The organism is Allobosea sp. FG18 (genome assembly GCF_057809495.1).
Genome location: NZ_JBMDKB010000026.1, coordinates 1 through 19,272, shown reverse-complemented (window position 1 = coordinate 19,272; position 19,272 = coordinate 1). Strand labels below are relative to the sequence as shown.

At 66.8% G+C, this 19,272-nt stretch carries 19 protein-coding genes; 16 read left to right on the top strand and 3 right to left on the bottom strand.

The features are described 5' to 3' along the window. Positions 1–89 precede the first annotated feature (89 nt). On the bottom strand, positions 90–755 hold the full coding sequence (locus ACODTJ_RS24260; RefSeq protein ID WP_454658665.1) for a GntR family transcriptional regulator: 666 nt from the start codon (positions 753–755) through the stop codon (positions 90–92). 52 nt (positions 756–807) lie between these two features. Continuing rightward, positions 808–2,214, bottom strand: a complete 1,407-nt coding sequence (locus tag ACODTJ_RS24255; protein WP_454658664.1) for an SAF domain-containing protein — start codon at positions 2,212–2,214, stop codon at positions 808–810. Between the two features lie 151 nt (positions 2,215–2,365). On the opposite strand from ACODTJ_RS24255, the gene ACODTJ_RS24250 reads away from it, so the two are divergent. The 6 genes from ACODTJ_RS24250 to ACODTJ_RS24225 all read left to right on the top strand — a co-directional run bounded on the left by ACODTJ_RS24250 (position 2,366) and on the right by ACODTJ_RS24225 (position 8,479). Further along, a complete protein-coding gene (locus ACODTJ_RS24250) occupies positions 2,366–3,400 on the top strand; it encodes a 4-hydroxythreonine-4-phosphate dehydrogenase PdxA (protein ID WP_454658663.1) in 1,035 nt (344 codons plus the stop codon). A 69-nt stretch (positions 3,401–3,469) separates the two neighbouring features. Further along, complete coding sequence (locus ACODTJ_RS24245) at positions 3,470–4,465, top strand: Bug family tripartite tricarboxylate transporter substrate binding protein (protein WP_454658662.1); 996 nt, start codon at positions 3,470–3,472, stop codon at positions 4,463–4,465. Positions 4,466–4,657: 192 nt separating this feature from the next. Further along, complete coding sequence (locus ACODTJ_RS24240) at positions 4,658–5,146, top strand: tripartite tricarboxylate transporter TctB family protein (protein ID WP_454658661.1); 489 nt, start codon at positions 4,658–4,660, stop codon at positions 5,144–5,146. An 18-nt stretch (positions 5,147–5,164) separates the two neighbouring features. Next, positions 5,165–6,676, top strand: a complete 1,512-nt coding sequence (locus ACODTJ_RS24235) for a tripartite tricarboxylate transporter permease (protein ID WP_454658660.1) — start codon at positions 5,165–5,167, stop codon at positions 6,674–6,676. 33 nt (positions 6,677–6,709) lie between these two features. Beyond that, entirely contained in the window at positions 6,710–7,627 is a 918-nt protein-coding gene (locus ACODTJ_RS24230) for a dihydrodipicolinate synthase family protein (protein WP_454658659.1), read from the top strand. A gap of 132 nt (positions 7,628–7,759) precedes the next feature. Next, a complete protein-coding gene (locus tag ACODTJ_RS24225; protein ID WP_454658658.1) occupies positions 7,760–8,479 on the top strand; it encodes a ribonuclease activity regulator RraA in 720 nt (239 codons plus the stop codon). Positions 8,480–8,507: 28 nt separating this feature from the next. Here the strand turns inward: ACODTJ_RS24225 and ACODTJ_RS24220 are convergent, their stop codons facing one another. Further along, positions 8,508–8,981 carry a hypothetical protein gene (locus tag ACODTJ_RS24220; protein WP_454658657.1) on the bottom strand — a complete coding sequence of 158 codons (474 nt, stop codon included), beginning with the start codon at positions 8,979–8,981 and terminating at the stop codon, positions 8,508–8,510. Between the two features lie 215 nt (positions 8,982–9,196). Between ACODTJ_RS24220 and ACODTJ_RS24215 the strand changes: the two genes are divergently transcribed. The 10 genes from ACODTJ_RS24215 to ACODTJ_RS24170 form a co-directional block, all read left to right on the top strand. Continuing rightward, on the top strand, positions 9,197–9,853 hold the full coding sequence (locus ACODTJ_RS24215) for a helix-turn-helix domain-containing protein (RefSeq protein WP_454658656.1): 657 nt from the start codon (positions 9,197–9,199) through the stop codon (positions 9,851–9,853). Positions 9,854–10,026: 173 nt separating this feature from the next. Beyond that, positions 10,027–11,649: a cytochrome-c oxidase, cbb3-type subunit I gene (gene ccoN, locus ACODTJ_RS24210; RefSeq protein ID WP_454659064.1), complete on the top strand. Its 1,623-nt coding sequence runs from the start codon at positions 10,027–10,029 to the stop codon at positions 11,647–11,649. A gap of 12 nt (positions 11,650–11,661) precedes the next feature. Further along, entirely contained in the window at positions 11,662–12,426 is a 765-nt protein-coding gene (ccoO, locus tag ACODTJ_RS24205; RefSeq protein WP_454658655.1) for a cytochrome-c oxidase, cbb3-type subunit II, read from the top strand. 11 nt (positions 12,427–12,437) lie between these two features. Beyond that, complete coding sequence (locus tag ACODTJ_RS24200) at positions 12,438–12,593, top strand: cbb3-type cytochrome oxidase subunit 3 (RefSeq protein WP_055728507.1); 156 nt, start codon at positions 12,438–12,440, stop codon at positions 12,591–12,593. Between the two features lie 2 nt (positions 12,594–12,595). Further along, the gene (gene ccoP / locus ACODTJ_RS24195) at positions 12,596–13,483 is read left to right on the top strand and encodes a cytochrome-c oxidase, cbb3-type subunit III (RefSeq protein ID WP_454658654.1); all 888 of its coding nucleotides are present in this window, start codon (positions 12,596–12,598) and stop codon (positions 13,481–13,483) included. Position 13,484: 1 nt separating this feature from the next. Next, positions 13,485–14,939: a cytochrome c oxidase accessory protein CcoG gene (gene ccoG, locus ACODTJ_RS24190; protein ID WP_454658653.1), complete on the top strand. Its 1,455-nt coding sequence runs from the start codon at positions 13,485–13,487 to the stop codon at positions 14,937–14,939. A gap of 20 nt (positions 14,940–14,959) precedes the next feature. Beyond that, positions 14,960–15,481: a FixH family protein gene (locus tag ACODTJ_RS24185; RefSeq protein WP_488850389.1), complete on the top strand. Its 522-nt coding sequence runs from the start codon at positions 14,960–14,962 to the stop codon at positions 15,479–15,481. A gap of 1 nt (position 15,482) precedes the next feature. Then, positions 15,483–17,681, top strand: a complete 2,199-nt coding sequence (locus ACODTJ_RS24180) for a heavy metal translocating P-type ATPase (RefSeq protein ID WP_488850387.1) — start codon at positions 15,483–15,485, stop codon at positions 17,679–17,681. After that, positions 17,678–17,851, top strand: coding sequence for a cbb3-type cytochrome oxidase assembly protein CcoS (gene ccoS, locus ACODTJ_RS24175; protein ID WP_454658650.1), 174 nt, complete (start codon positions 17,678–17,680; stop codon positions 17,849–17,851). Before ACODTJ_RS24180 ends, ccoS begins: the two co-directional genes overlap by 4 nt. Positions 17,852–18,225: 374 nt before the next feature. After that, positions 18,226–19,272: DNA translocase FtsK (locus tag ACODTJ_RS24170; protein ID WP_488850385.1), on the top strand; the 1,047-nt coding region annotated here is incomplete at its 3' end.

Genomic DNA, 19,272 nt, shown 5'->3' with positions numbered 1-19,272 from the left:
GGCTGGAGCGAGGGGGCTTTTGCCGGCCGCCGTGAGCTTGTTCGAAAGTCTATGGGCTCCAGCAGGGCCCGCGGTTCCCGGACGGGCGCTCAGAGCACCTCGCGGACCCGCACCAGCGTCGTGTCCATATGGCGGCCGATCGCCTCGGCGAGGGCGTCGCCGTCGCGCTTCAGCAGGGCTGCCATCATGTCCTCGTGTTCGGCGACCGCGCCTGCCCATTTCTCCGGGCCTTCATTGCCGACGAAGCGCAGGCGCTTGATCCGGGCCTGCAGGGTGGTGTGCATCTCGGCCAGCACCGCATTGCCGGATGCCGCGACGATGGCGCTGTGGATCGCCTGGTTCAGCTTGAAATAGTCGAGCCGCTCGCGCGTCGCATAGAGTGCGAGCATGTCCTCATGCAGCTTGTGGATCGCCGCGATCGTGGCGTCGCTGGCTTGTGCGCAGGCGATCCGGCCGCCGAGCTGCTCCAGGCTCTTGATGACCTCGAGGATATCGGCGAGATCGCGCGCCGTGAACTTCCGGACGATCGCGCCCTTGGCCGGCAGGATCTCGACGAGCCCCTCGCTGGCGAGCGTCTTGATGGCCTCGCGCAGCGGTGTCCGCGAGACGCCGAGCTGGGCGCCGACCTGGCCCTCGTTGATGCGCTGGCCCGGTTCGAGCCGCCCTTCGATGATCATGTCGCGCACGCGCTCCAGCACCTCGTCATGGAGGGTGCGGCGCGTGATCGGGATATAGTCGGCCGCCGTCTCGCTCATCGTTGCTCCCGTGTTCCCGGCCTCTCCGTTACGGCATGCGGATTCCGCGCTGTCAAACGGACGCGCCGTTGTCGGCCGCGAAGAGCGCATCCTGCCGCCGGCGCATCGCCAGCAGGCCGGAATCGGCGGCGATCTCGACATCGCCGAGGCGGATCGCCTCGCCGGCCCTGACCGGACGGACGAGCGTCCGGTTGGCGACCAGATAGAACGGGGCAGGGCGCTCGGTCGCGAGCGCCGCCGCGGGCCTCACCTCCGCGCCGACATTCTCGATGCTGTGATGGTGCCCGCCCATCGTGAGCACCGCCCCGGCGGCGAGGTCGCGCTGCGCGACCGCGACGAGGTCCTGCCTTGGTCGGTAGTCGTCGCCATAGCCGGAGCGGCCGAGCCCGGCCGCGTCGAGGATCGAGGTCGCGACCTCGACGCCTAGCAGGTGGCGCGGCAGGTAGAGCGCGGCAGTTTTGCCGCTGCGGCTGACGACATGGCCCTTGCCGGCCAGCATCTCCCAGGTCTCGTCATTGTCGCAGCGCACGACGATGAAGACGCCGCCGGCGAAGCTGGCCTCCTCCGCGAGCCGCAGATGGTGGAACACGTCGATCCGGCGCGTGCCGCCCATCAATCCGCCTTCGCTGCGCTCGGCAAAGAGATCGGCCAATTCGGGCACGCGGGCCGGGGGCGCATGGAAGCCGGCGGCATCGGCCGAGAAATCCAGGGCATTGGCGACGAGCGTCATCTCGCAGAGATCGGGCACGGCCCTCAAGGGGAAAGCCTCGCCGAGGATGCGCGCGCGCTCGGCCGCGTTGGCGACGATGGAGCGTGAGCCCGGTAGCCAGTGCTCGCGCAGCGCCGGCAGCGAACGGGTCACGCCATTGCAGGTGACGTTGCCGGTCGCGGCATCCAGCACGAAATCGTATTCGCTCGACTTGCCGGCCGCGATGATCTCGAGGCCGATGACCTCGGCCCAGCTCGCGAGCGCGATCAGCAGGCTCGGCTGATCCCCATCCACTGGCGTCACCACGACGCCCTTGTCGCGCGCGAGCCGTGCCAGCCCCGGACCGACGACGCTGTCGGCTTCCTTCGAGACCAGCGCGACATGGCGGCTCGCATCGATTGCGGCGAGGCTGTGCCGCGTCGCGGCTTCCGGGCTCCCGGTGGCCTCGACGAGTAGCACGAAGGGCAGTTCCATCACGACATCGAGGCTTGCCGCGGCGATGCAGCGCCCGGCATTCCACGCGGCCTTTGCCTCGGCCCCGGTCGAGCACAGCGCGATCTCGTGAGGCTCGAAACCAGCCGCAGCGAAAGCCTTGCCGGCGGCTTCGGCCGTGACGTCGACTGCTATGCGCGCATTGACCAGCCGCGTCCGGCGCGACTGCGCGAGATAGCTGCGCCCAAAGCTGCCGCTGCCGACGAGGCAGGTTTCGACCGGCTCCGCGATCCCGGCGTAATGCGCATGAAAATTCATTCGGCTCTCCTCCGGCGCAGCCCGATCCGCAGCTCGCGCCTGCCGAATGAGTACATCGGTTTTGATATGCTGCATACAGCATACTTGAGCCATTGAGCTGCCTGTGTTAGCCAAAGGGCCAGAAGAGCGGACAGGCAGCGGAGCGGCGGCCATGAATGAGCGGAAGAATGACGCCTTGCCGGTGATTGCCGTGGCGATGGGCGATCCCTCCGGCATCAGCCCCGAACTGACGGCCCGCATCCTATCGGAGGCCGATCTGCGTGGCGCGGCCCGCTATGTCGTCTTCGGCGACAAGCGCCTGCTCGATCTCGGCATCAAGGACGGTGGCGTCGATCCGCAGGTCCAGGTCGTGAAGGGCGGCGACGCGCTGCCGCTCGGTGACCGGCCCGTCTTCGTCGATCTCGCCAACCACGACCCCGCCGATCTCAAGCGCGGCACGGCGACGCTGGCCGGCGGCAAGGCTGCGACCGAGAATTTTCGCCGCGCGCTGCAATTCGCGGCGTCAGGCAAGGCCGATGCGGTGTTCTTCACGCCCTTCAACAAGGCGGCGATGCGCTTCGCCTATCCCGGTTATGACGACGAGATTCGGTTCGTGCGCGACGCGATCGGCTTCGAGGGCGCGGCGAGCGAGTTCAATATCCTCGACAAGCTCTGGAACGCCCGCGTCACCTCGCACATCCCGCTGTCGGAAGTGGCGCAGAACATCACGCAGGAGCGCATCCTGCGGGCGCTGACGCTGGCCGATGCCAATCTGCGCGCCGCCGGCTTCAACCCGCCGCGCATCGCGGTCGCGGGCATCAATCCCCATGCCGGCGACGGCGGCAATTTCGGCCGCGACGAGATCGAGACGATCGAGCCGGCGGTGAAGGCGGCCAAGGCCAAGGGCTTCACGGTCGAAGGGCCGTTCCCGTCGGATACCGTCTTCCTGCGGGCGAAGAATGGCGATTTCGACGCCGTGCTGACGATGTATCATGACCAGGGTCAGATCGCGATGAAGCTGATCGGCTTCGACCGTGGCGTCACCCTGATCGGCGGCTTCCCCTTCCCGATCTGCACGCCGGCCCATGGCACGGCTTATGAGATCGCCGGCAAGGGCATCGCCAATCTCGGCGCGACGCGGGCCGCGCTCGCGCTCGCCATCAAGATGGCCCGGGACGGAAAGGGCAAGACCCGCGCCGCCGCCTGACATTCAACGTTTTTGACAAAGCCGCCGGCAAGAGCGGCCTCGCGCAATCAGAACCCAGGGAGAGAAACCATGAAGACTATTGCCATTTCGGCTGTATTCGCCGGCGCGCTCACGCTTGGCGGCATCGGTGCTGCACAGGCCTGGGAGCCGACCAAGCCGATCGAGTTCGTCGTGACCTCGGGCGCCGGCGGCGGCACCGACAATTTCGCCCGCATCATTCAGTCGATCATCACCAAGCACAAGTTCACCGAGCAGCCGATCGTGGTGGTGAACAAGGGCGGCGGCTCCGGCGCCGAAGGCTATGTCTATGGCAAGGGCGCCAAGGGCGATCCGAACCGCGTCATTTTCGGCACCAACAACGCCTATCTGCTGCCTTACGTCGCCAAGCTCGGCTACAAGGTCTCGGATCTGACCCCGGTCGCAGCGCTGGCGCTCGACGAGTTCCTGCTCTGGGTCAAGGGCGATGCGCCCTATGCCGACGCCAAGAGCTATCTCGAGGCGGTCAAGGCCAAGCCGATGGGCTTCAAGATGGGCGGCAGCCAGTCGAAGGACACTGATCAGACGCTGACCTCGATGATCCAGGACGCCACCGGCGTGAAGTGGATCTACGTGCCGTTCCAGGGCGGCAGCGCCGCGGCGGTGCAGCTCGCCGGCGGCCATATCGACTCCAACACCAACAACCCCAACGAGAATATCGGCCAGTGGAAGGCCGGGCAGGTGAAGCCGCTCTGCGTCTTCTCGCCGGCCCGCCTCGCCAAGGGCGAGCCCGTCTTCGAGGGCAAGGGCTGGGGCGATATCCCGACCTGCAAGGAAGCCGGCCTGCCGCTGGAGACCTTCCAGATGCCGCGTACCGTCTGGCTGCCGGCCGACGTCCCGGCTGATGCCGTGACCTATTACGCCGGCCTGCTCGAGAAGGTCTCCAAGACCCCGGAATGGCTGGAATTCGTGACGCGCACTGCCCAGACCGCCAAGTTCATGAAGGGCAAGGAGCTCGCTGATTTCGTCGCCAAGGACGAGGCGGCGAACAAGAAGGTCTTCGAGAACGAAGGCTGGGTCGCGAAGTAAGGTGGGATCGGCGCACGCCGATTTACCTCGTAAACACGCGGTCATCCCGGGCTTGACCCGGGATCCATGCCGGAACCTCGACCGGGTACGCTCAGGCATGGATCCCGGATCTCCGCTTCGCTCCGTCCGGGATGACCCGCTTCTTCTTTCAGCCGTGCCTTCCCGCCGCTCCCGCAAGGAGGAACCCACTGCATGGTCACCCGCTTCTGGGCCGAGATCGGGACCGCGATCCTGACGCTCGTCTTCGGGCTCGTCATCGTGAAGGGCTCGCTCGAATTCGGCATCGGCTGGGATACGTCCGGTCCGCAGCCCGGCGCCTTTCCCTTCTACGCGGGCGCGCTGATCGCGCTGGCGAGCCTCGGCACGATCGCTGTGACGCTCGGTCAACGCATCTCCGGAAAGGCCGTGCTCGCCGAGGCGTTCCTCGACGCCGAGCGCGGCAAGCGGGTGCTGTCCTTCCTGCTGCCGCTCGTCGCCTTCGTCGTGGTGAGCGCGACGCTCGGCATGTATGTCGCGACGATCCTCTATCTCGTCTTCGCGATGCGCTTCCAGGGGCGGTATGGCTGGCTGCAGAGCCTCGCCACCGCCTTCGTGACGGCGGCGTTCTTCTATTTCGCGCTCGAGAAATTCTTCCAGATCGGCCTGCTCAAGGGCCCGATCGAGCCGCTCATCGGCCTCTGAGACGGCGGGGATATCAGCATGGACAACATCGCCAACCTGATGCACGGCTTCTCGGTCGCGCTCACCACGCACCATGTCCTGCTGATGATGGCGGGCGTCCTCCTCGGCGTGCTCGTCGGCGTCCTGCCGGGGCTCGGCGCGCCGAACGGCGTCTCGCTCTTGCTGCCGCTGACCTTCTCGATGGACCCGGTCTCGGCGATCATCCTGCTGACCTCGCTTTACTGGGGCGCGCTCTTCGGCGGCTCGACCACCTCGATCCTGTTCAACATCCCCGGCGAGCCCTCATCGGTCGCGACCACCTTCGACGGCCACCCGATGGCCAAGCAGGGCAAGGCGACCGAGGCGCTCTCCTTCGCCTTCCTCTCGGCCGGCTTCGGCGCGCTCGCCGGCGTCATCCTGATCACGCTGCTCTCCGGCTGGGTCGCGAAATTCGCGCTGCGCTTCTCCTCGCCTGAATATTTCGCCGTCTATTTCATGACCTTCGCGAGCTTCATCGGGCTCGGTGGCGCCTCGCCCTTCAAGACCGTCGTCTCGATGGCGATCGGCTTCGCGCTCGCGACGATCGGCATGGATTCGGTCTCCGGCAATGTCCGCCTGACCTTCGAGTTCGACGTGCTGCTCGCCGGCGTCAGCTTCCTGATCGCCGTCATCGGCCTGTTCGGCATCGGCGAATTGCTGCTGACGATGGAGGAGGGGCTGAAATTCGAGGGCGTCGCCGCCAAGGTCCGCGTCGGCGATGTGTTGCGCACTGCCGCCAAGCTGCCGCGCTATTGGCTCGCCCTGCTGCGCTCCTCGCTGATTGGCATCTGGATGGGCATCACGCCGGGCGGGCCGACGGCGGCCTCCTTCATGAGCTATGCCATGGCCAAGCGCTCCTCGCGTCACCCCGCCAAGTTCGGCAAGGGCGAACCCGAGGGCGTGATCGCGCCCGAGACCGCCGACCACGCAGCCGGCTCCGCTGCCATGCTGCCGATGCTCGCGCTCGGCATTCCCGGCTCGGCGACGGCTGCGGTGATGATGGGCGGCCTGATGATCTGGGGCCTCAATCCCGGCCCGACGCTCTTTACCGACCGGCCGGATTTCGTCTGGGGCCTGATCGCCTCGATGTATCTCGGCAATCTCGTCGCGGTCGTGGTCGTGCTGGCGACGGTGCCGCTCTTCGCCTCGATCCTGCGCATTCCCTTCTCGATCATCGGGCCGATCATCGTGGTGATCTGCTTCATCGGCGCCTTCACCGCCGCGAGCAAGGAGTTCGACATCTGGCTCGCCCTGATCTTCGGCCTCGTCGGCTATCTCTTCAAGAAGCTCGACTACCCGATCGCGCCGCTCGTGCTCGCCATGGTGATCGGCGACAAGGCCGAGGACGCCTTCCGCCAGTCGATGATCTTCAGCCAGGGCTCGCTCTCGATCTTCTGGTCGAACCCGCTGGTCTCGACGCTGATGACGATCGGCCTCGCGCTGCTGGTCATGCCGGTCCTTGGTTCGATCGCGCGCCGCTTGCGCGGCACGAAGGCTGCTAGCGCCGTCTGAATCCCTTCCTGTCCGCACCGACGAGATGACGCCATGACCGAATCCTACAAGGGCATCCTGCCGATCGCGCCGACCATCTTCCACGAGAATGGCGACCTCGATGTCGAGGGCAACAAGCGCGTCATGGACCTGATGGTCGACCAGGGTGTCGACGGCATCTGCATCCTCGCCAATTTCTCGGAGCAGTTCCTGCTCACCGATGAGGAGCGCGAGCAGGTGATGCGCCTCTCTTTGGAGCAGGTCGCGGGCCGGGTGCCGGTCATCGTCACCACCTCGCATTTCTCGACGCGTATCGCGGCTGCCCGCGCCAAGGCGGCGGCCGATGCCGGCGCCAAGATGCTGATGATGATGCCGCCCTATCACGGCGCGCTGCTCAAGGCCGACGAGCAAGGCATGATCGAGCATTTCAAGGCTGTTGCGGACGCCTGCGGCTTGCCCGTCATTCTGCAGGACGCGCCGCTCTCGGGCGTGACCATGACCGTGCCCTTCATGATCCGGCTGGCGAAGGAGGTGCCGCTCGTCCGCTATTTCAAGATCGAGGTGCCCGGCACGGCGAACAAGCTGCGCGCGCTGATCGAGGCCGGCGGCGATGCGGTCGTCGGCCCCTTCGACGGCGAGGAGGCGATCACGCTGATGGCCGATCTCGACGCGGGCGCGACCGGCACCATGACCTCGGCGATGATCCCCGACATGATCAAGCCGATCCTCGCTGCTCACGCCGCCGGCGACCGCAAGCAGGCGGCGGCGCTCTATGCCCGGGTCCTGCCGATCATCAATTACGAGAACCGCCAATGCGGCCTGCGCTCGGCCAAGGCGGTGATGAAGGAAGGCGGCGTGATCCGGTCGGAGGCCGTGCGCCATCCCTTGACGCCGCTGCATCCGAAGACCCGCGAGGGCCTGATCGAGCTGGCGCGCGAGCTCGATCCGCTGGCGCTGCGCTGGGGCAAATAGGCGAATATTCGCCAGGCAAGAGCGGGTTGCGCATTTCGCGCCCCGCACAGCCTTTACAAAACGGGTCGGATCGCGGGAACTTCTCCGCCGCCTGCCGGTCGGCGGGAGCCACGGACGTCGGAAGGTGAACGCATGCCCAGTCTGAAGCCGGAAACCCGCGAGAAGCTGCGCACGGTCTCCGTCGCCACGCTCTGCACCGCCCTGTTCAAGCGCGGCCTGCGCAACCAGTTCATCCAGGATGTCCGCCCGCTCAATCCCGGTGCCGGCACCATGGTCGGCGAGGCCTTCACGCTCCGCTACATCCCGGCGCGCGAGGACCTGAACCAGCTCTCCGTCTTTCAGGACCGGGCCCATCCGCAGCGCAAGGCGGTCGAGGACTGCCCGCCCGGCGCCGTGATGGTGATCGACAGCCGCAAGGACCCGCGCGCCGCCTCGGCCGGCGGCATCCTCGTTTCGCGCCTGATGAAGCGCGGCGTCGCCGGTGTCGTCACCGATGGCGGCTTCCGCGACTCCTACGAGATCGCGGGATTGCCTTTCCCGACCTATCACAACCGGCCGTCTTCCCCGACCAACCTGACCCTGCACCAGGCGATCGACATCAACGTGCCGATCGGTTGCGGCGATGTCGCGGTGTTTCCGGGCGATGTCGTGGTCGGCGATGCCGAGGGCGTCATCGTCATCCCCGCCCATCTCGCCGACGAGGTTGCGACTGAGGCCGTCGAGATGACCGCCTTCGAGGATTTCGTCACCGAGGAAGTGCTGAAGGGCCGCTCGATCCTCGGCCTCTACCCGGCGACGGAGGAGCAGACCAAGGTCGATTTCGCGGCCTGGCGGAAGGCCAACGGCCGCTGATCCGGACCGGTGTCCGGTTTGAGGTAGGTCAATTGGGGGGCGTCGGCGCCAGTTGTGCCCGGCCCAGCACCATCATCCGGTCGACCTGGAAGCCCGAACGCTGGAGCGCGTCATGGTCCTGCGGCCAGGCGGCGGAGCGCTCCAGCGAGATCGCGATCCGGGGCAGGTCGAGCTCGACCGCAAGCTGGTTGGCGAAGCGCAGCAGCGCATTCACCAGATAGGTGCCCGGCAGCCGGAGCATCGCGAGCTCCGATATCTCCAATGCTGCGCTTCCGGAGATCGTCTGCGCGACGCGGAAGGTGAAGACGGCATGCGGCATGGCGCGCGCATCGCGCAGCGCGAAGACGCCGCGTGGCCTGGCGCCGTCCTGTGAATTGTCGCGCACGAATTCGGCCCAGCCCTCCGGCGTCACCTCCGGATGCAGCATGGCGACGAGGTTGAAGACCGTGTCGGCGCCGGCCGGCGCGATGCGCGCGACCTCGAAGATATCATCGCCAGTCACGAACACTCTCCGGAATTGGGAAGACGCACCGTGATTGCGCGGCTAGTGAAGGCGCATTGATCTGGATCAAATCAGCTGCCTGCGACTGGAAGCGCGCTTTGTTGGCTTGAATCCATGCGGTATGGTCCGCCGATGACTTGGAAGGTGCGATCGTGAACTGTCACCCCACGGGCTGCAGTGCCTCAACCTGTAGCGATGGCGGCTGCCGTAGCTGCATGGTGCGTCTGGTCAGCGTCTGCGCGTCTCTGACGGATGACGAACTGGCGCTGCTGGAATCGCTCGCGCATCCCACACGTTTCGCCTCGGGCGAGACGCTGTTCACGCAAGGGCGCGAGGCGCATTCGGTCTACAATGTCACGGCTGGCGTCGTGCGTCTCTACAAGCTCTTGTCCGATGGCCGTCGTCAGGTGGTGGGCTTCGCGTTGCCGGGCGATTTCCTTGGGCTTGCCATGCGCGATGCCTACGGCTTCTCGGCCGATGCCATCGGCGAGGTCGCGGTCTGCGCCTTCTCGCGCGGCGCCTATACGGCGCTGGTCGATGCCAAGCCGCATCTGCTGAAGCGTCTGCACGAGTTCGCCACTCACGAGCTGACGCTCGCCCATGAGCAGATGATGCTGCTGGGTCGGCGGACGGCCGAGGAGAAGCTGATCTGCTTCCTGCTCGGCATGCAGCAGCGCTGGGCCCGGCTCGGCAAGCCCTCGGTCACGGTGCCCTTGCCGATGACCCGGCAGGATATCGCCGATTTCCTCGGCCTGACCATCGAGACCGTCAGCCGCACCTTCACCCGTCTCGCCAAGGACAAGACGATCCTGATCGTTCCCGGCGGCGTGCGCGTGATGAATGCCGAGCGGATGAGCGCCGTCGCGGCCTGAGCCTGCGCTGCCGCGCCGCACCCCGCGCGGCGCCGCCCTTGACCTGAATCAACGCCCTGCCTTCTCCCTCTCGCTAAGCCTTCCGCGAAGGGCGCGCTCATGCGCCGGAGACGAAGCGGGAGTCGGATGTGACGGCAACGGCAAGCCCTGTCAGGCAGGCAACTGTCGGCGAAATGATCGGGATGCTGATCGCGGCGGCCTGCGTGCTGCCGCTGATCGTGATCGCGGCGCTGACCGAGAGCTCCGGCTACGCCTTCCACGCCATGCTCGGTGTCGTGGCCTCCGTCGCCAGCATCGTCCTGATCGCCAATCGGTGCTTCGACGGAACCGCGCCGGCCGAGCCGCAGGAGATCGACGGCAAGCCCAACTACAATTTCGGCCCGGTCAAATTCGCGACCGTGGCTGCAATGGTCTGGGGCATCGCAGGCTTCACGGTCGGCCTGCTCATCGCCTCGCAGCTCGCCTTCCCGGCGCTGAACTTCGATCTGCCCTGGATCAATTTCGGCCGGATGCGGCCGCTGCATACCTCGGCGGTGATCTTCGCCTTCGGCGGCAACGTGCTGATCGGCACGTCCTTCTACGTCGTGCAGCGCACCTGTCGCGCGCGGCTCGCGGGCGTCCTGTCGCCCTGGTTCGTCGTGCTCGGCTACAATTTCTTCATTGTCATCGCCGGCACCGGCTACCTGCTGGGCATCACCCAGGGCAAGGAATACGCCGAGCCGGAATGGTATGCCGATCTCTGGCTGACCATCGTCTGGGTCGTCTATCTCCTGGTCTTCCTGGGTACGGTGATGAAGCGCCGGGAGCCGCATATCTATGTGGCGAACTGGTTCTATCTCGGCTTCATCCTGACCATCGCGGTCCTGCATATCGGCAACAACGTCGCCGTGCCGGTCTCGCTCCTGTCGCCGCGCTCCTACGGCCTCTGGTCGGGCGTGCAGGACGCGATGTTCCAGTGGTGGTACGGCCATAACGCGGTCGGCTTCTTCCTCACCGCCGGCTTCCTTGCGATCATGTACTACTTCGTGCCCAAGCGCGCGGAGCGGCCGATCTACAGCTACCGGCTCTCGATCATCCATTTCTGGGCGCTGATCTTCATCTATATCTGGGCCGGCCCCCACCATCTCCACTACACCGCTTTGCCCGACTGGGCGCAGACGCTGGGCATGACCTTCTCGATCATGCTGTGGATGCCCTCTTGGGGCGGCATGATCAACGGCATCATGACCCTGTCCGGCGCCTGGGACCGGCTGCGCACTGATCCGGTCCTGCGGATGATGGTCGTCTCGCTCGCCTTCTACGGCATGTCGACCTTCGAAGGTCCGCTGATGTCGATCAAGGCGGTCAACGGCCTGTCGCACTACACCGACTGGACCATCGGCCATGTCCATTCCGGCGCGCTCGGCTGGGTCGCCTATATCTCCTTCGGCGCGATCTACTGCCTCGTGCCCTGGCTCTGGAACCGCAAGGGGCTCTACTCGCTCAAGCTGGTGAGCTGGCACTTCTGGATCTCGACGCTCGGCATCGTCTTCTACATCTGCGCGATGTGGGTCTCCGGCATCCTCCAGGGTCTGATGTGGCGCGCCTACACCTCGCTCGGCTTCCTCGAATATTCCTTCATCGAGACCGTCGCGGCGATGCATCCCTTCTACGTGATCCGCGCACTGGGCGGCGCCCTGTTCCTGATCGGCGCGCTGATCATGGCCTTCAACCTCTGGATGACCGTGCGCTCCGAGAGCGCGGCCGAGATGCCGCGTGCCGACGATGCACCGGCGCCGCTGGCCATGGCCGTCTGAGGAGTTTCCGGAATGACGAGCATCGAACACAAGCCCGCGCGCAAGTCGCTCTGGGCCAAGCACAAGATCTTCGAGACCAACTCGATCATCCTGGTCATCGGCGTGCTGCTGGTGATCTCGGTCGGCGGCCTCGTGGAGATCGCGCCGCTGTTCTACCTGAAGAACACGATCGAGACCGTGCAGGGCATGCGGCCCTACACGCCGCTCGAACTCGCCGGCCGCGCGATCTATGTCCGCGAGGGTTGCTATAACTGCCACAGCCAGATGATCCGGCCGCTGCGCGACGAAGTCGAGCGCTACGGGCATTACTCGCTCGCAGCTGAGAGCATGTACGACAAGCCCTTCCAGTGGGGCTCCAAGCGTACCGGGCCGGACCTCGCCCGCGTCGGCGGCAAGTATTCCGACGAGTGGCAGCGGGCGCATCTGGCCGAGCCGCGCGCGGTCGTGCCGCAATCGATCATGCCGGGCTATCCCTTCCTGGCGAAGACCGAGCTGAAATACAGCGACATCGCCGACGAATTGCGCGCCAACCGCGCCGGTGGCGTGCCCTACGGCGACGAGATGATCGCCAGAGCCGAAAGCGACCTGAAGGCGCAGGCGACGCCGGACCATCCCGGTCAGTCCGATCTGGAGAAGCGCTACCCCAAGGCGCAGTCGCGCGATTTCGACGGCGACCCGCAGCGCATCACCGAGGCCGACGCCATGATCGCCTATCTCCAGGCGCTCGGCACGCTCGTCGACTTCAAGCTCTACGACGACAAGGCCAACATCCGCTGAGCGAGGCTGCCATGCAAACGACCTATCACTGGCTTGCCGGCTTCGCCCAGTCCGTCGGCCTTCTCTACTTCGTCGCCGTCTTCCTCGGCGTCTGCGTCTACGCATTCTGGCCGAAGAACCGCGCCCGCTTCGAGCAAGCCGCGCTCAATCCGCTGCGCGAGGACTGATCATGGACCAGAAGAACCACGACGCCCCGCATATCGACCCGCATACCGGCATCGCCACGACCGGCCATGAATGGGACGGCATCCGCGAGCTCAACACGCCGCTGCCGCGCTGGTGGCTCGGCATCTTCTACGCCAGCATCCTCTGGTCGATCGGCTACTGGGTCGTCTATCCCGCCTGGCCGCTCCTGACCGACACCACAAAGGGCGTGATCGGCTATGCCAGTCGCGCCGACATCAGCGCGGACATGGCGCAGCTGAAGGCACAGCGCGCGGTCCAGGCCGCGGGTATGGCGGACGCGACACCTGCCCAGATCAAGGCCGATCCGACCTTGTTCCAGATCGCGATGGCGCAGGGCAAGGCTGCCTTCGGCGACAATTGCGCCGCCTGTCATGGCGTCGGCGGGGCCGGAGCCAAGGGCTATCCGAACCTCAATGACGACGACTGGCTCTGGGGCGGCTCGCTCGAGGCGATCCAGCAGACCATCCTCCACGGCATCCGCGCCGCCGGCAATGACGAGACGCGGGTCAGCCAGATGCCGGCCTTCGGCCGCGACGGCCTGCTCAAGCGCGACGAGATCAATGCGGTCGCCAACCATGTCCGCGAGCTCGCGGGTCTTCCGACCGAGCCCAAGGCCAATCTCGCGCTCGGGCGTAAGCTCTTCGCCGACAACTGCGCCTCCTGTCATGGCGAGGCCGGCAAGGGCAACGTGGAGATGGGCGCGCCGAATCTTGTCGATGCGATCAGCCTTTACGGCATGGACATGGCCTCGCTGACCGAGACCATCTCCAACAGCCGCAACGGCGTGATGCCGGCCTGGGGCGGTCGCCTCGACGCGACGACGATCAAGGCGCTGACCGTCTACGTCCACTCGCTGGGGGGAGGGCAGTAGCGTGAGCACGGCCGGGACCGATTCCGACGACCTGCCGCTCTTCGCGGCGTCGCGGAAGGTCTATCCGCAGAGCGTGTCGGGCCCGTACCGGCGCGCGAAGTGGCTCATCCTCTTCCTGTGCCTCGGCATCTACTACCTGCTGCCGTTCCTGCGCTGGGACCGCGGCCCGCACTTGCCGAACCAGGCCGTTCTGGCCGACATCGCCAATGGCCGGTTCTATTTCTTCTTCATCGAGATCTGGCCGCAGGAGGTCTATTACTTCACCGGCCTGCTGATCCTGGCCGCCTTCGCGCTCTTCCTGATGAACGCGCTCGCCGGTCGGGTCTGGTGCGGCTATCTCTGCCCGCAGACGGTCTGGACCGACCTCTTCCTCGCCGTCGAGCGTGTCTTCGAGGGCGACCGGCGCGAACGCATGCGCCTGGATGACGCGCCCTGGAGCTTCGACAAGCTCTGGCGCAAGGTGGCCAAGCACGCGGTCTGGATCGTCATCGCCTGGTGGACCGGCGGCGCCTGGGTGCTCTACTTCGCCGATGCGCCGACGCTGGTGCGGGAGCTCGCGACATTCACCGCGCCGCTCTCGGCCTATGTCTGGATCGCGATCCTGACCTTCACGACCTATTCGCTCGCCGGCATCATGCGCGAGCAGGTCTGCAAGTTCATGTGCCCCTGGCCGCGCATCCAGGCGGCGCTGACCGACGACGAGGCGCTCAACGTCACCTATCGCTACGACCGCGGCGAGCCGCGCGTCTCGGTCAAGCATGCTCTGAAGCTCAAGGCACAGGGCGCGCCGGCCGGTGACTGCATCGACTGCCACCAATGCGTCGCCGTCTGCCCGGTCGGCATCGATATCCGCGACGGCGCCCAGCTCGACTGCATCCAGTGCGGGCTCTGCATCGACGCCTGCGACACCGTGATGGCCAAGGTCGACCGTCCGAAGCGATTGATCGCCTATGACACCGAGACCAACGTCAAACGGCGGATGGCCGGCCTAAAGGCGATCTACCGCCCGTTCCGGGCGCGCACGGCGATCTATGCGGCACTCATCGTCGTGGTCGGCGGCGCCATGCTCTGGCAGCTCGCGACGCGCCGCACCGCCGATATCTCGGTGCTGCACGAGCGCGCACCGCTCTTCGTGACCTTGAGCGACGGCTCGATCCGCAACGCCTATGCGGTCCGCCTGCTCAACAAGCGTCCCGAGGTTCGCCCCTTCGCGCTGATTGTCGATGGCCTGCCGGGCATCCGCATCGAGGCCGTCGGCGTAGCGCCCACCGCCGATGTCAGGCCGGTCGTGACCGTCGATCCCGATTCCTCCCGCGAGGTGCGCGTGCTCGTCACCGTGCCGGCCGGCGTGCCGCTGGAAGCGTCGCAGGCGATCACCATCACCGCCTCCGATCTCTTCGCCGGGGAGACCGTGCGCGCGGCCGACCACTTCATGGCGCCCGGAGCCAAACCATGAGCTGCTGCGGAGTTTTCCTGATGTCCTGCGACACCCCTGCCGCCCCGCGCCCGCGCCGCCCCTTCGAATTGACCGGCTGGATGGTCGCCGCGATGCTGGTGCTGTTCTTCGGCGTCATCATCTCGGTCAATGCGACGATCCTGACGCTGGCGCTGCGCACCATGCCGGGCGTCGAGACCAAGAGCACCTACGAGACCAGCCAGCATTTCAACGAGGAGATCGCCCGCCAGCATGCGCGCGATGCCCGCGGCTGGAAGGCGGCGGCCACGCTCGCCCGCCAAGGCGGTGGTGCCACGCTCGGCGTGACCATGGCGGACAGCCTCGGCCAGCCGCTCTCCGGCTTCACGGCCACGGCGCGGCTGCGCCACCCTGCTACCTCGGCGCGCGATCACGACGTCACACTGAACGAGCGCCAGCCCGGCCGCTACGAGGCGAGTTTCGATCAGATCGAAGCCGGCTCCTGGATATTCGAACTGCAGGCGAAGCGTGGCGATGAGGTCGTCTTCGTCTCGCGCAGCCGCATCACCCTGCCGGAGAAATGAGATGGCGGCGCAGGATCTCTCCGTCTTCGTGCGCCACCGCGACGGCGGCATCGCCAGCATGGAGCTGGCGGTCGACGGCATCCGCTGCGCCGGCTGCATGCAGGCGATCGAGAGCGGGCTCGGTCGCGAGCCCGCCATCCTCGGCGCCCGCGTCAACCTCGCGCTGAAGCGCGTCTCGGTCGAATGGCGCGAGGCGCTTTTGCGGCCGGAAGCTGTCGTCGACAAGCTCGGCGCGCTCGGCTTCAAGGCCTATCCCTTCGTGGCCGAGCGGCAGGAGGACGGCGCTGTCGCCGAGGAACGCAGCCTGATGCGTCGCCTCGGCGTCGCCGGCTTCGCCTCGATGAACGTCATGCTGCTTTCGGTCGCGGTCTGGGCCGGCAATAGCGGCGACATCGACCCGACGACGCGCGACTTCTTCCACTGGCTCTCGGCGCTGATCGCCCTGCCGACGGCCGCCTATGCCGGCCGGCCCTTCTTCGAGAGCGCGCTGCGGGCGCTCCGGGCCGGCGCCGTCAACATGGACGTGCCGATCACCATCGGCGTCGTGCTGGCGCTCGTCATGTCGGTCGCCGAAACCTGGACCCATGGCCGTCACGCCTATTTCGACGGCGTGGTGATGCTGCTCTTCTTCCTGCTGATCGGGCGCTATCTCGACCAGCTCATGCGCCGCCGCACCCGCGACCTCGCTGGCAATCTCGCCGCGCTCAAGGCCGAGACCGCGACGAGGCTCGCTGACTATGGCAGCTGGACGATCACGCCGATCGCCGCGATCCAGCCCGGCGACCGTGTCCTCGTCCGCCCGGGCGAGCGCGTCTCGGTCGACGGGATCGTCGAGACCGGCCGTTCCGAACTGGACCAGAGCCTCGTTACCGGCGAGACCGCGCCGGCTGCGATCGGTCAGGGCGAGCGCGTCCATGCCGGCACGCTGAACCTCACCGGCGCCCTGACCATCCGCGTCGAGGCCGCAGGCCAGGGCACGCTGCTCGACGAGATCGACCGGCTGATGAGCCAGGCCGTCGGCAGCCGCTCACGCTATGTCCACTTGTCGGACCGCGCAGCGCGGCTCTACGCGCCCGTGGTCCATACCCTGGCGGCCGCGACCTTCCTCGGCTGGCTTGCCTGGGGCATGCCCTGGCCCGAGGCGCTGCTGATCGCCGCCACCGTGCTGATCATCACCTGCCCTTGCGCGCTCGGCCTCGCGATCCCCGCCGTGCAGGTCGTCGCCGCTTCCGCCCTGTTCAGGCGCAAGATCATGCTCAAGGAGGGCGATGCGCTGGAGCGCCTCGCCGAGGCCGATATCGCCGTCTTCGACAAGACGGGGACGCTGACCCTGCCGGAGCCCGATATCCTCAACCCCGAAGCACTGCCGGCCGAGCGCCGGGCGGAGATCGGCGCGCTTGCCATGGCCAGCACCCATCCGCTGGCGCAGGCTTTGGCGCGCGCTCTCGGCGCCACCTCTCCCCGAATGGATGTTCGCGAGGAGCGCGGACAGGGCCTGTCGGTCGGCGAGGGCGATGGCGAGCAGAGGCTCGGCAGCCTCGCCTTCTGCGATGCCGCAGCCGAGGCCGTCTCGGTCAAGGAGCAGCATCCCGGCGCCTCGCTGATCGCTTATCGTCACGGCTCCTATCGTACCGTGCTGGCGCTCGGGCAGAGCCTGCGTCCGGATGCGCGCGCGACGATCGATGCCCTGCGCGCGGCGGGGCTCGAAATCGCGATCCTCTCCGGCGACCGGCCGGAAGCGGTGGCGCCGATCGCGGCCGCGCTCGGCATCGCGCATGTGCAGGCGGGCCTGCTCCCGGCCGACAAGCTGAACCTGCTCGACGCCATGGCGGCCAAGGGTCGCAAGGTTCTGATGGTCGGCGACGGGCTCAACGATGCGCCGGCGCTCGCTGGCGCGCATGTCTCGGTATCGCCGGTCAGTGCCACGCATCTGGCGCAGGCTGCCGCCGATATCGTCTTCCTCGGCGACAGCTTGGCGCCGGTCTCCGCAGCGCTCGAAATTGCCCGCAAGGCGCGCGGGCTGATGCTGCAGAACCTGTGGTTCGCCGTGCTCTACAACGCGGTCGCGGTGCCGATCGCGATCGCCGGGCTGGCGACGCCGCTGGTCGCTGCCGTCGCCATGTCGGGCTCGTCGCTGGTCGTGACCCTCAACGCCCTGCGCGCGCGCGGCCGCAAGGCATTGCCGGAGGCAGAGGCATGAACATCATCGTCATCCTGTTTCCTCTCGCGCTCGGGCTCGGCCTGCTGGGCCTGGGTGCCTTCTTCTGGTGCATGCGATCAGGCCAGTTCGCCGATCTGGAAGGCGCGGCCTGGCGCGTACTGCAGGACGATGACGCTGCAGCGCCGTCCCCGGAAACACAGGCGCGTTGACGGCCGCGGAGGGGCTAGGCGCGCCACCTTCGGACACCGAAAAGGAGACCGCCGGAACGGTCTCTTAACCCTGCCGGGCTAGCACTGGGTCTCAGGTTAACGAAGCGTAGTGTTCGCCTAAGCCCATGCAAAAACTGGATCGCCTCCGCCGCGCGAACGCCGTTGTTTCCGAGGATAATCGCCTCGCTCAACCACAGCAGACCGCAACACCCCACGCCTCTGCCGCTGAGCCGTTTCGGACTGAAACAGCGTCATCCAATCTCTGGCCGACCTATGTCCGTCCCTCGCGCGCTGCCGACGCTCAGCGCAAGCTGGCGCAGGCCGAGCGAGAGCTCTCCGCCTCCCCGGTTCTCGGGCAGCGATTCGACATCAGCATGTCCCCGAATGCTCCTGCGTCGGGCGAGAGCCGCGTCCGTTTCTGGCGCACGCCGGATCATCTGATCCGGCAGGTCTGGGGCGCTCCCGGCACCGAGCCGACGCCCGAACCCGTCATGGACGAGCCGGCCGATGTCGAATTGACTTTCGACGCGGGCGAGAATGCCTTCGTCGATGAGATGCAGCCTGCCGAGATGGATTTCGAGGCCTCTCCGGAGGTCCACGCCTTCCCGGAGCAGGATGTCGCGACGCCGCTCGATTTCATTTCGGATCACGCCTTCTGGGAATGCGTGCCCGAGGCCGAGCGCGACGACGCCGATTTCGCATTCGATGCCGCCGCTCCCGCGATGATGGCGACGGACGCGATGGTTCATGCTTCGGTCATGGCCTTCGACGAAAAGCCGCCCGCCGCCATGCGCGAAGCCGCGCCGCTCGCGGTCGTCGCTCCGATCATGGCGCCTGCGTGGTCCGGCTTCGGCTGGGGGCAGAGCTATCAGGTGAGCTTCCAGACCGCGACGCCGTCCTGGCAGGCGGCGGCCGAAGCGCCTGTGGTTGAGGACGAGGCCCCGATCGCGGACGAGCCCGTGATGGCGACAAAGCCGGGCGTTCGACTGGCCCGCAGCATGCGGCCTGCCGTCGAGCCGAAGCCTGTTTTGTCCAAGCCGGTTCAGCCCGAGCCCGCCAAGCCTGAAACCGTTCGTCCCGAGCCGGTAGCAGTCGAATCGGCCAAGGTCACCCCGTTCAGGGCAAAGCTGCGTCTCGTGGAGCTGCCGGTGGTGCAGGATGCTGGCTTCCAGCTCCCGCCGATCGAGTTCCTGGCCGAGCCGCCGCAGGCGCAGGCCGAGACCATGCCGGTCGAGATGCTCCAGCAGAATGCCGGCCTGCTCGAAGGCGTGCTGGAGGATTTCAACATCCGCGGCGAGATCGTCCAGGCCTGTCCGGGCCCGGTCGTCACCTTGTACGAACTGGAGCCCGCTCCCGGCATCAAGAGCTCCCGGGTGATCTCTCTCGCGGACGACATCGCACGTTCGATGAGTGCTGTGTCG

Bases quoted from the DNA above. Each gene is read 5' to 3' on its own strand.
- ACODTJ_RS24260 (WP_454658665.1), bottom strand. From the start codon at position 755: ATGAGCGAGACGGCGGCCGACTATATCCCGATCACGCGCCGCACCCTC.
- ccoO (WP_454658655.1), top strand. From the start codon at position 11,662: ATGACGAGCATCGAACACAAGCCCGCGCGCAAGTCGCTCTGGGCCAAG.
- ACODTJ_RS24255 (WP_454658664.1), bottom strand. From the start codon at position 2,214: ATGAATTTTCATGCGCATTACGCCGGGATCGCGGAGCCGGTCGAAACC.
- ACODTJ_RS24185 (WP_488850389.1), top strand. From the start codon at position 14,960: ATGTCCTGCGACACCCCTGCCGCCCCGCGCCCGCGCCGCCCCTTCGAA.
- ACODTJ_RS24250 (WP_454658663.1), top strand. From the start codon at position 2,366: ATGAATGAGCGGAAGAATGACGCCTTGCCGGTGATTGCCGTGGCGATG.
- ACODTJ_RS24235 (WP_454658660.1), top strand. From the start codon at position 5,165: ATGGACAACATCGCCAACCTGATGCACGGCTTCTCGGTCGCGCTCACC.
- ACODTJ_RS24215 (WP_454658656.1), top strand. From the start codon at position 9,197: ATGGTGCGTCTGGTCAGCGTCTGCGCGTCTCTGACGGATGACGAACTG.
- ACODTJ_RS24180 (WP_488850387.1), top strand. From the start codon at position 15,483: ATGGCGGCGCAGGATCTCTCCGTCTTCGTGCGCCACCGCGACGGCGGC.
- ACODTJ_RS24230 (WP_454658659.1), top strand. From the start codon at position 6,710: ATGACCGAATCCTACAAGGGCATCCTGCCGATCGCGCCGACCATCTTC.
- ccoN (WP_454659064.1), top strand. From the start codon at position 10,027: ATGATCGGGATGCTGATCGCGGCGGCCTGCGTGCTGCCGCTGATCGTG.
- ccoS (WP_454658650.1), top strand. From the start codon at position 17,678: ATGAACATCATCGTCATCCTGTTTCCTCTCGCGCTCGGGCTCGGCCTG.
- ACODTJ_RS24200 (WP_055728507.1), top strand. From the start codon at position 12,438: ATGCAAACGACCTATCACTGGCTTGCCGGCTTCGCCCAGTCCGTCGGC.
- ACODTJ_RS24225 (WP_454658658.1), top strand. From the start codon at position 7,760: ATGCCCAGTCTGAAGCCGGAAACCCGCGAGAAGCTGCGCACGGTCTCC.
- ACODTJ_RS24240 (WP_454658661.1), top strand. From the start codon at position 4,658: ATGGTCACCCGCTTCTGGGCCGAGATCGGGACCGCGATCCTGACGCTC.
- ccoP (WP_454658654.1), top strand. From the start codon at position 12,596: ATGGACCAGAAGAACCACGACGCCCCGCATATCGACCCGCATACCGGC.
- ACODTJ_RS24245 (WP_454658662.1), top strand. From the start codon at position 3,470: ATGAAGACTATTGCCATTTCGGCTGTATTCGCCGGCGCGCTCACGCTT.